General features: G+C 67.3%; 2 protein-coding genes. Both read left to right on the top strand.

Translation table 11 applies throughout. The annotated features are described in order from the left end of the window. On the top strand, positions 1–434 hold a 434-nt coding region (locus tag OU682_RS24045; protein WP_268944692.1), incomplete at its 5' end, for a DUF2076 family protein. A gap of 78 nt (positions 435–512) precedes the next feature. Further along, the coding region (locus OU682_RS24040) for an exopolysaccharide biosynthesis protein (protein ID WP_268944691.1) at positions 513–1,130 on the top strand (618 nt) is incomplete at its 3' end.

Below are 1,130 nucleotides of genomic sequence, written 5' to 3'. Positions count from 1 at the left end.
CCTACTACCTGGCGCAAACCGTGATCGTTCAGGAACAGGCGCTGAACGCCGCCCAGCAGCAGATCGAGCAGATGCAAGGCCAGCCCCGGCAGCAGGGCGGCGGCCTGTTCGGGCGGCTGTTCGGCGGCGGGCAGCCGCAGCCCGCGCGGCCCATGGCCCCGCCCCCGGCGCAGGCTTATGGCCACCATCCGCAGCACGGCCACGGTGCCAGCCCCTGGAACAGCGGCCGTCCGGCGGGCGGCGGCTTCATGGCAGGCGCGGCGCAGACCGCCATGGGCGTCGCGGGCGGCGTGCTGCTGGGCAATGCCATCGGCGGCATGCTTGCCGGCCCGGCCGAGGCCGCCGAGGCGGCGGCCGGCGAATTCATGCCCGAGGAAGACGCCGGCTTTGACGAAGGCGCCGGCGCGGGCTTCGACGATAGCGGCGAGGAATAGGAGACAATGGCAGCACGCGCATCCTTGCGGGTGCTGCCATCTCAAATCCGCATGCGGTCCTATGGGCCGAGGACCTGAATGGAATACCTTGACACTTCGCTCGTCAGACCGCGCCCGACCCTCAGTCGGGCGCTGATCCGTCTGGCCGAGGAATGGACCGAGCCGCGCATTTCCGTTGCACAAATACTGTCAGCCTTGGGTGATCGCGGACTGGTCGGGCTACTGCTGATCCTGGCGATCTTCAACGTGATCCCCAACCCGCCGGGCACTTCGGCCGTGCTGGGCCTGCCAATGCTCTACCTGTCCTGGCAGATGATGCGCGGCCAGATGCCTTGGCTGCCACAGTTCCTGGCCGGACGGTCTTTCGACATCGCCCAGTTTCGCAGCGTGGTCACCCGCGCCATGCCGTATCTGAACCGGATCGAGCGCCTGCTGCGCCCACGATTGCCCCTTTTGAGCTCTCCAGCGGCAATGAGGGTCCTGGGAAGCGTCTGCCTGGTTCTGTCCGTTGTCCTGATCCTGCCGATCCCCCTGGGCAATCTCTTGCCTGCCGCAGCCATCGCCATCATCGCTCTGGGCGCCTTGGAGCGGGACGGGGTCTGGATTCTGGGAGGCGTGCTGTTCGGCATCGCGACGATCATCTTTCTGGCCAGCACGATCGTGATCCTGATCGCCGCCCTTTTGCGGCTGCTGGGC

Source organism: Paracoccus benzoatiresistens (assembly GCF_026913015.1).
GTDB classification, from domain to species: Bacteria; Pseudomonadota; Alphaproteobacteria; order Rhodobacterales; family Rhodobacteraceae; genus Paracoccus; species Paracoccus benzoatiresistens.
This window is presented reverse-complemented; position numbering and strand designations above follow the sequence as displayed.